At 69.0% G+C, this 9,917-nt stretch carries 6 protein-coding genes; 1 reads left to right on the forward strand and 5 read right to left on the reverse strand.

What is annotated here, in order from left to right:
* Positions 1 to 67: 67 nt before the first annotated feature.
* The 4 genes from PMES_RS01530 to PMES_RS01545 all read right to left on the reverse strand — a co-directional run bounded on the left by PMES_RS01530 (position 68) and on the right by PMES_RS01545 (position 6,197).
* Positions 68 to 2,620 (reverse strand): putative PEP-binding protein, encoded by a 2,553-nt coding sequence (locus PMES_RS01530; protein ID WP_159963771.1) that lies wholly within the window; start codon positions 2,618 to 2,620, stop codon positions 68 to 70.
* Positions 2,621 to 2,683: 63 nt separating this feature from the next.
* Positions 2,684 to 4,735, reverse strand: a complete 2,052-nt coding sequence (gene glyS / locus PMES_RS01535) for a glycine--tRNA ligase subunit beta (protein WP_159963772.1) — start codon at positions 4,733 to 4,735, stop codon at positions 2,684 to 2,686.
* Positions 4,735 to 5,241, reverse strand: a complete 507-nt coding sequence (locus PMES_RS01540) for a DUF6446 family protein (RefSeq protein ID WP_159963773.1) — start codon at positions 5,239 to 5,241, stop codon at positions 4,735 to 4,737. Before PMES_RS01540 ends, glyS begins: the two co-directional genes overlap by 1 nt.
* Positions 5,238 to 6,197 (reverse strand): glycine--tRNA ligase subunit alpha, encoded by a 960-nt coding sequence (locus PMES_RS01545; protein ID WP_159963774.1) that lies wholly within the window; start codon positions 6,195 to 6,197, stop codon positions 5,238 to 5,240. The genes PMES_RS01540 and PMES_RS01545 overlap by 4 nt, the downstream gene beginning before the upstream one ends.
* A gap of 189 nt (positions 6,198 to 6,386) precedes the next feature.
* On the opposite strand from PMES_RS01545, the gene PMES_RS01550 reads away from it, so the two are divergent.
* Positions 6,387 to 8,201: a serine protease gene (locus tag PMES_RS01550; RefSeq protein WP_159963775.1), complete on the forward strand. Its 1,815-nt coding sequence runs from the start codon at positions 6,387 to 6,389 to the stop codon at positions 8,199 to 8,201.
* Between the two features lie 63 nt (positions 8,202 to 8,264).
* Here PMES_RS01550 and PMES_RS01555 read toward each other — a convergent pair whose 3' ends face one another.
* On the reverse strand, positions 8,265 to 9,713 hold the full coding sequence (locus tag PMES_RS01555; RefSeq protein ID WP_159963776.1) for a TrkH family potassium uptake protein: 1,449 nt from the start codon (positions 9,711 to 9,713) through the stop codon (positions 8,265 to 8,267).
* Positions 9,714 to 9,917: the final 204 nt, after the last annotated feature.

Consider the following 9,917-nt stretch of genomic DNA (forward strand, 5'->3'; position numbering starts at 1 on the left):
GCGGGGACGGTTTACCTGTTGCTTAATCGCAAAACAAACCCCGCGTCGCAGGACGGCGGGAACTTGCCTATTGTGGCATTTTATTGCCGAGATTGCGGCTGTCGCGAATTGCGAGATGCGCGGCCGCCAGCCGCGCGAGGGGCACCCTGAAGGGCGAGCAGGAGACGTAGCTGAAGCCTGCGTTGCGGCAGAAGGCAATGCTGTCAGGATCGCCGCCATGCTCGCCGCAGACCGACAGGATGATGTCGGGGCGCACTGCGCGTCCGCGTGCGGCGCCGATGCTCAGAAGCTCGCCTACCCCTTCCATGTCGAGCTTGAGGAAGGGATCCTCGTCGAACACGCCGCGCGAGACATAGGCATTCATGAAATGGCCGGCATCGTCGCGGCTGAGCCCGTAGGTCATCTGCGTCAGGTCATTCGTGCCGAAACTGAGAAACATGGCTGATTCGGCGATATCGCCCGCGCGCAGGGCGGCGCGTGGCGTCTCGACCATGACCCCGAGGCGGTAGTCGAAGGCGCGCCCCGTCTCGCTGCGCACGGCCGCGGCCACGCCGTCGATCTGCGCCTTGACCAGCTCCACCTCGCGCCGGGCCGAGACGAGCGGGATCATCACCTCCGGCACGGCAGCCGATTCACCCTGCACGGCGGCCTCGAAGATGGCGCGCGCCTGCATCGCATAGATCTCGGGAACGGCGATGCCGAGCCGCACGCCGCGCATCCCGAGCATCGGGTTCAGCTCGCTCAGCGCGGCGATCCTGTCGGCCACCTGCGAAAGCGGCAGGCCCAGCGCCCGCGCCAGGTCGAGCATCCCGGCCCGGTCCGCCGGCAGGAACTCGTGCAGCGGCGGGTCTAGCAGCCGGATGCAGACCGGGTAGCCGTCCATGATGCGAAAAAGCTCCGAGTAATCGGCACGCTGCACCGGCAGCAGCCGCTCAAGCGCAGCGGCGCGGTCCTCGGGGCGTTCGGCGAAAATCATCTCGCGCATTACCGTGAGCCTGTCCTCCTCGAAGAACATGTGCTCGGTGCGGCACAACCCGATCCCTTCCGCCTCGAAGCGGCGCGCCATTACCGCCTCGGCGGGCGTGTCGGCATTGGCCCGCACGCCGATATCGCGCAGCGCGTCGGCCCAGCCCAGAAGGCTGCGGAACGCATCATCGAGGACCGGCTCCAGAAGCGGCGCCGCCCCCGTGATCAGCGACCCGCTCGATCCGTCGATGGTAATCACGTCGCCCTCGCCGAGCACCCTGCCATCCTCGGTGGTCAGGGTTCCGGCCTTGTGATCGAGATGCAGCTTCGAGGCGCCCACCACCGCCGGCAGCCCGAGCCCCCGCGCGATCATCGCCGCATGGCTCGTCACCCCGCCGCGCTCGGTCAGGACGCCGGCGGAGACATGCATGCCGCGCACATCCTCCGGCTTGGTCTCGCGCCGCACGAGGATGCAAGGCTCCTCGCGCGCGGCGCTTGCCTGCGCGGCGCGGGCGCTGAACACGATCCGTCCGGTGGCCGCGCCGGGGCTCGCCGCGATGCCATTTCCGAACCGATCGAGAACCGCGTCCGGATCGACCTGCCGGTGCAAAAGATCGTTGAGCGCCCGCGGCTCGATCCTGAGCACCGCCTCGAATTGCGGGATCACCCCGTCCGTGGCCAGATCGACCGCGATGCGCACCGCCGCGCGCGAGGAGCGGCGTACGCGCACGGCATCGAGTATCCACAGCGCGCCGTGATGGATCACGAACTCGATCTGCATCTCCTCGCGCAGGCGCCTGCGGCACAGCAGGCCGTGATCTTGCAGGCTGTCGAAGAGATCGGGGCACAGGTCCTCGAGCGACGGGCCGCGCGGATCGCGGGTCAGATAGAGCGCCCTGCCCCCCGCCCCCAGCGCCTCGCGCCCCTGGCTCTGGCCAAGATAGCGACCGGTCACGCGCGGCTCGCCCGTCGAGGAGCTGACGAACTGGATCACCCCCGCGCCGCTCTCGCCGCCGGCGGGATCGCCGACGCCAAGGGCCATCGCCTGCACCACGAGGCCGAGGCCGGCATCGGGCGGCGCGCCCTTGGCCTGCCGCAGGAGCCGCGCGCTGGTGCCCTCCCAGGCCTGTGCCATCGCGCGCAGCACCTCGGCGAGCTGGCGTCCGGGCGATTGGGGGAAGGGCTCGTCCATCTCCGCTTCGAAAGCGGCGAGCATCTCGCGAATGTCACCCGCGCCGCTGTGAAGATCGGGATCGAGCCGCGCGACATGGGCGGTGTAGGACTGGATGAACCGCCGGTAGAGCGCGTCCGCCGCGCCCCGGCCCAGGCGTGCGGCGAGCGCCGCGTGGCGCGCATCGTTCATGCCGATATTGAGGATGGTCCCCGGCCCGCCCCAATCGGGATCCTCGCTCGAGGGCCGCACCGAGACCAGCGCATCGGGCGCGAAGGCCTCCAGCAGCGCGCCGCCGTCGACATAGGCCCCTGACGCGATGCCGCGCACCGCGGCGAAGTCGAGCGCGACGGTCGGGGGGACGGGCAATCCCAGCCGGACCAGCCGTTGCAGGCATTTCGCCCGGCCGCCATGCACCCCCCCGAGCACCGGCGCGTCGGGGGTGATGAGCAAAGGCTCGATGGGCTTTTGATCTTTCTGCACTGCGGCACTCCTCGCGCCCGCAGGATAGGGCAGGCGGCGAGATGCGCAACTGCGACCTCGATCCTACCCTTCGATACGCGTCAGATCGGCGACATTCAGGCAAAGGCCGCGGATACGGCTGAGCAGGTTGAGCCTGTTGCGCCGCATGATCTGGCTCTCGGCATTGATCTGCACCGCCTCGAAGAAAGCGTCGATCGGCGCGCGAAGGGCGGCCAGCTGGCGCATGGCGGCCTCGAAATCCTCGCGCTCCAGCGCTTCGGAGATTGCCGGCTCGGCGGCATCGAGCGCGTCGAAAAGCGCGGTTTCCTCGCTCTTCTCGGCGAATTTGCGATCGGCACCGAAACTGTATTCGACACCGTCCTTCTGCTCGGCCTGCGCGAGGATGTTCGCGGCCCGCTTGAAGCCCTGCAGCAGGTTGCCGCCATCCTCGGTCCCGAGGAAATCGGAAAGCGCGCGCGCCCGTGCGACGAGCCGCGCCAGATCGTCCGTTCCCGGCATCGCAAGGCAGGCGTCGATCACGTCATGGCGCACGCCCTGCTCGCGCAGGTAGACCTTCAGCCGGTCATGGAAGAAGGACAGAAGATCGCCCGCATCGCCGGCGCGCCCCTCGATGAGCGGCATCAGCGGCAGGCGCAGACGGTTCTCGAGCACGAGCCGGATCACGCCAAGCGCGGCGCGGCGCAGCGCGTAGGGGTCCTTGGAGCCCGTCGGCTTCTCCTCGATCGCCCAGAAGCCGGTCAGCATGTCGATCTTGTCGGCGAGGGCGACGGCCACCGAGAGCGGCGCGGAAGGCACGTCGTCGGAGGGGCCGAGCGGCTGGTAATGCTCCTGCGCCACCGCGGCGATCTCGGCGGAATGGCCCGCGGCCTCGGCGTAGTAGCGGCCCATCAGGCCCTGCAGCTCGGGAAACTCGTAGACCATCTCCGACGCCAGATCGCGCTTGGCGATGCCGGCGGCCTCCTCTGCGGGGTCCGCATCGGCGCCGATCTGCGGCGCGATCTCGCGTGCGAGCGCGGTGATGCGCGCGATGCGCTCGGCCTGCGTGCCGAGCTTGGCATGGAAGGTCACCCGCTCCAGCGCGGCGGTCCATGGCGCCATCTTCTCGTCTCGCGCAACCCGCAGGTCGTTCTCCCAGAAGAACTTGGCATCGGACAGGCGCGCGGCCAGCACCTTGAGATTGCCGGCGAGGATAGTGGCGCCGTCATCGGCGGTCTCGCGGTTCGCCACGGTGACGAAGCCGGTGATCTGCCCGGACTTGGCGCGCAGCGAGAAGAACTTCTGATGCTCGCGCATCGAGGTCTGCAGCACCTCGGGCGGCAGGTCGAGAAACGCCTCGTCGATCCGGCCCATCAGCGGCACCGGCCATTCCACCAGCCCCGCGACTTCGGACAGGAGGGCCGGATCCTCGATCGGCTCCAGCCCCCCGGCGAAGGCGAGGTTGCCCATCTCGTTGCGGATCGCGTCGGCCCGCTCCTGCGGATCGAGCATGACCTTCGCGCGCCGCAGCTTGGCGGTGTAATCCTCGAAGGAGGTGACCACGAACTCGGCCGGCGCCATGAAGCGGTGACCGCGCGTGCTGTCGCCGGCGCGGATCCCGTCGATCTCGAGCGCCACGGTCTCGGCTCCCGCCTCGTCATGCAGAAGACACAGGATCGAATGCAGCGGGCGCACCCAGGTCAGGCTGCCGCTGCCCCAGCGCATCGACTTGGGCCAGGGAAAGCCGCGCACGGTCGTCTCCAGCACCTCGGCCACGATCTCGGCGGCCGGGCGGCCGGGGCGCTCGATGAGTGCGAAATAGACCTCGCCCTTCTTGTCGGCGCGGGTCTGCAGGGCCGCACGCTCCACGCCGGCCCCCCGCGCGAAGCCCTCCACCGCCTTGTCGGGCGCGCCGACCTTGGGGCCCTTGCGCTCTTCGCGCGTGTCGGGGGAGCGCGCCGTCAGCCCCTCGAGCGCCAGCACCAGTCGGCGCGGGGTCGCGAAACCGCCCGCATGGGCATAGGTCAGGCCGGCCTCGACGAGACCGTCGGTGACCATGCGCTTCAGATCGGCGCTCGCGCGCGCCTGCATCCGGGCCGGGATTTCCTCGGAAAACAGTTCGATCAACAGATCGGGCATCACTCGGTCTCCTTGCGCGGTGGGCAGGTCTCGCCGACGGGGGTGCCGTCATAGGCCATCTCGCCGCAATTGTTCAACTGGTGCCAGACATAGGCCCGGCCGTCGGGATAGAGCGCCATGATGCGGTCGACCCCGAACTCGATGTTCTTGGCGACGAGCCAGGCCTGCGCCTCGCCCTCCGCCAGCGCCTCGGTGATGTCGGCCGCATCGAAGCAGTCGAACCAGCCCGGCGCCGTCAGGGGAACCGCCCCCGCATAGGGCTCGGCCCCCACGATCATCGCGTCGGGATCGGCGATGGTGAAGCAGGCCCTGAACCGCAGCGGCGAGCTGTCGGCATCGATGGCGCGCAGCGCCCCGAGCTGCGGGTTCGCGCCGCCATCCGGCACGAGGCCCGCGGGATCGGGTGTGACCTCGTCGTAATAGCCGTAGACCTGCAGGTAGTAGACCGACACGCCCGTGATGATCGCCAGCGCAGCGAGGATCGCGGCGAAGAGCTTGCCGCTCATGCCGCTTGCCCGTCCCCATCGCCGCGCCCGCTCTCATCCGCCCCCCTGGCGCCGCCGGCCTCCGTGGCCACGAAGGCATCGGCGCAGCGCTTGGCAAGCGCCCGCACCCGGCCGATATAGGCCTGCCGCTGGGTGACGGAAATCACGCCGCGCGCATCGAGCAGGTTGAAGATATGGCTCGCCTTGATGCACTGGTCATAGGCGGGATGGGCCATGATGATCTGCCGCCCGCTGCGCGGATCGAGGGCCGGCGCATCGAGGATGCGTGCCGCTTCGGCCTCGGCATCCTCGAAATGGCGCAAGAGCGTGTCGGTGTCGGCGATGTCGAAATTCCAGCGCGAATATTCCGCCTCCGTCTGGCGGAACACGTCGCCGTAACTGAGCGCGATCGGCGCATCGGGATCGTTGTAGGGCATGTCCATGACGTGATCGACGCCCAGCACATACATCGCCAACCGCTCCAGCCCGTAGGTCAGCTCGCCGGAGACGGGGCGGCAGTCATGGCCGCCGACCTGCTGGAAGTAGGTGAACTGCGACACTTCCATGCCGTCGCACCAGACCTCCCAGCCAAGGCCCCATGCGCCCAGCGTCGGGCTTTCCCAATCGTCCTCGACGAAGCGGATGTCATGCAGCGCATCGTCGATGCCGATCGCCCGCAGAGAGCCGAGATAGAGCTCCTGGAGATCGGGCGGCGAGGGTTTGATGAGCACCTGGTACTGGTAGTAATGCTGCAACCTGTTGGGGTTTTCGCCGTAGCGCCCGTCGGTGGGCCGCCGGGAGGGCTGCACGTAGGCCGCGGCCCAGGGACGGCTGCCGAGCGCGCGCAATGTGGTGGCGGGGTGGAACGTACCGGCCCCGACCTCCATGTCATAGGGCTGCAGCACGGCGCAGCCCTGCGCGGCCCAGTAGGTCTGCAGGTTCAGGATGATCTGCTGAAAGCTGCGCGGCTTGTCCATCGGGCGGGGTCCTTTGCGTTTGCGCGGCACCCGTCACCGTGGCGGATGGCGGGGGCGCGTCCTGCATAGGCAGATGGGCCAGAAGGGTCAATCACGCCCCGCCCCATCCGCCATGGCTTGCGCCGCCGGACCAGAACCGCCAGAAGCATCGCCGTCTCCCTCTCTCGCACAGTGAACAGGTAACCCGTCATGCCCGCACTTCTTCGCCCCCTTGCCTTCGTGCTCCTTGTCTTCTGGGGGACGGGCGTCCTCGCGCAGCAGCCCGCCTGGCTACAGATCGAGGCGCGCCCGGGCGCGGCGCAGGGCATCGATGCGGCACGCGGATACGCGCGCCGCATCGAGAATGTCGCGGGCTTCCGCCTTGGGCGCTCGAGCTGGCATGCGGTGGTGATCGGACCGCTTCCCAGCGTTGATGCCGCCAGGCGCCTGCGCGGCGAGCTGCGGCGCTCCGGCCTGATCCCCGCCGACAGCTTCGTCACCGATGGAAGCAGCTTTTCCGATCGGTTCTGGCCGATCGAGGGCGCGCCGGACGCCGCCGCCGTGCAAGAGATGCAGGCCGGCCCCGAAACGCCCGCCGCACCTCCCGCGCCGCCCGCGCAGACCGCCACCCGGGATGCCGCCAGCGCCGACGCCCCGGAAGCGCCCGTCGAAACCCTCGAGCAGGCACGCCGCTCGGAGCGGACACTGGACGAGGCCGCCCGCCGCCGGCTTCAGGTCGCCTTGCGCTGGGCCGGTTTCTACGACGGGCCGATCGACGGTGATTTCGGTCCCGGAACCCGCGGCGCGATGCGCGCCTGGCAAGAGGCCGAGGGGGTCGATGCGACCGGCGTGCTGACCACTGCGCAGCGCGGCGCCCTGCGCGCGGCACAGGCCGCCCTTCTCGAGGAGCTGGGGCTCGAGACGATCACCGATGCGCAGGCCGGGATCGCCGTGCGGATGCCCGCGGGCCTCGTTGCGTTCGATCGCTACCAGCCTCCCTTCGCCCATTACGAGCCGGTCGGCGAGGATGCGCCTCACAAGGTCCTCCTGATCAGCCGAAGGGGCGACAGGACGACGCTCGGCGGGCTCTACAACATCATGCAGACCTTGCGAATCGTCCCCGAGACCGGCGCGCGAAGCCTGTCCCCGGACAGTTTCAGCATTATCGGCGAGGGGGACGAGGTGGTATCGCGGACCGAGGTGTGGCTGCGCGATGGCATCATCAAGGGCTTCACGCTGGTCTGGCCCGCCGGTGACGCGGCGCGCCGCAGCCGCGTCGAGGATGCAATGATCGACAGCTTCGAGATGCTGCCAGGCGTCCTCGAGGCGGTGGATGCCACCGAGGATACCCCGCGGGGGGTCGACCTGCTCGCAGGCCTCGAGCTTCGCCGCCCCGCGCGGGTGCAGTCCGGCGTTCATGTCGATGCCGATGGCACGGTGCTGACCGCGGCGCGCGATCTGCAGTCCTGCGGACGCATCACCCTTGGCGACGAGATCGAGGCCGAGCTGCTCGATGCCGGGGGCGGGTCCGGGGGCGAGGCGGGGGACGGGGCCGAGGACGGCGGAGGTCTTGCCTTGCTGCGCCCCGTGGCGCGCACCGTCCCGCGCGGTCACGCCGCTCTGGCCGCCACCGTACCGCTGGCCGGGAGTCCTGTGCTCCTGTCGGGCTACTCCTTCGGAGGCGCGCTCGGCGCGCCATCCCTGACTGCCGGCACGCTCGAACAGGCAAGCGGCCTCGAGGGCGAGGAAGGAATGCTCAGGCTGGACCTGCCGGCCCGGCCGGGCGACGCGGGCGGCCCGCTGCTCGATCCCTCGGGCGCGATGATCGGTGTCCTGCTGCCGCAGCCCGACGGAGCGCGCAGCCTGCCCAAGGGCGTGGCGCTCGCCGCGGACGCGGCCACGATCCGTGCCGTCCTGGCACGCAACGAGATCGCCACCGCCCCGGCGCCGCAGGACCGGCCGAGACGTGCCGAGCTGACCCGCCGCGCGGCGAAGATGACCGTGCTCGTGAGCTGCTGGAACTGAGCTTGCCCGCCGCGCCGGGGGCGCCCTGCCCCGCCGGCGCGGCAGCTGCGCGCGAAGCCTTGCTCAGCTGCGCCAGAACCGCCGCGTGAAGAGAACGTAGACCACGAGCAATTCGAGCCGTCCGACCAGCATCCCGCCGATCAGCAGCCATTTCGCCGTCTCGTTCAGGGAGCTGAAATTTCCCGCCGGTCCGATCACCGCGCCGAGACCCGGCCCGACATTGGCGATCGCCGTCGCGGCGCCGGAGAGGGCGGTGACGAAATCGAGCCCGGTCATTGCCAGCAGCACGGCCAGCACCCCCAGCGAGACGACGAAGATCACGAAGAAGGCCATCACCGAGCTCAACGCGTCTTCATCCACGGGGCGTCCCGCAAACTTGGGGGTGAACAGGCCATGCGGCGAGTGGATGCGGCGGATCTGCGTGCCGATCGCCGAGAACAGGATCTGATAGCGGAAGATCTTGATCGAGCAGCAGGTCGATCCAGCGCATCCCCCCACCAGCCCGATGAAGAAGAAGGTCACCATCGCGAAACCGCCCCAGAGCTGGTAATCGACGCTGGCATACCCGGTCCCGGTCACGATCGAGGTGACGTTGAAGAGCGCCTCGCGCAGGCTTTCCTCGATGCCGCGCCCGTCGGCGAAGACCTGGAAGGTGGCAAGCACACCGACGATCGAGGCGACGACGATCAGGAAGGCCCTGATCTGCGCGTCGACGAGCAGGGGGCGGGCGGTGCCGGCGATGATCTGCACGTAGCGCACGAAGGGCAGGCTCGCGAGGATCATGAAGACCGAGGCGACATATTCCGGCGCGCCCTGGAACGCGCCGAAGGAGGCGTCGAGCGTGGAGAATCCTCCGGTCGACAGGGTGGTGAGCGCATGGTTGATCGCCTCGAAGCTGCTCATTCCCACCGCGAGATAGGACAGGAAGCACAGGAAGGTCAGACCGACATAGATCCAGCTGATCTGGCTTGCGATCTCGGCGGCGCGCGGCAGGATCTTCCCCATCGTGTCGAATGCCTCGGAGCGGAAAATCTGCATTCCGCCCACCCGCAATTCGGGCAGGAACACCATCGCCACGACGATGATCCCGATGCCACCGAACCATTGCAGCATGGAGCGCCAGAGCAGGATCCCGGACGGCATCTCGCCCAGCCCGGAGAAGACGGTCGAGCCGGTGGTGGTGAGGCCCGAGACGGCCTCGAACATCGCGTCCACCACCGAGGCATCGGTCGCACCGCCGATGAAAGGGATCGCCCCGAATATCGGAAGCGCGGCCCAGACGCCCGTCGTCAGGAGGAAGGTCTGCTGGATCGAAAGGCGCTGCTGAACGCCGTTGGCGCAGGCGATCGCGATCAGCCCGCCGGTCAGCGCCGTGATCACCGCGCTGCGCAGGAAGACGCCCCAATGGCCGTTGCCCGCCGCGATATCGACCACCATCGGCACCAGCATCGTCGCCCCCAGGGCGACGACCAGAGAGCCGATGACATGTCCGATGGGGCGCAGATCGATCATCCCGCAGGCTTTATCCGCGCGCCCGGCGCTGTCAAGCGCGCCCGTCGTCGCCGTCCCCCTGCCTTGGGTTCTTCATCCGCCAGTCTTGCGCGCTGCGCTCAGCCTGTATGGAAGAGCGTTTCGAAGAGGCGCGGATCGAGGGTCGATGCGGCGAATGTCGGCCCCTCGGTGAGGATCGAGACGGCATCGTGGCTGTGCAGGCTT

Source organism: Profundibacterium mesophilum KAUST100406-0324, from assembly GCF_009835145.1.
Lineage (GTDB): Bacteria > Pseudomonadota > Alphaproteobacteria > Rhodobacterales > Rhodobacteraceae > Profundibacterium > Profundibacterium mesophilum.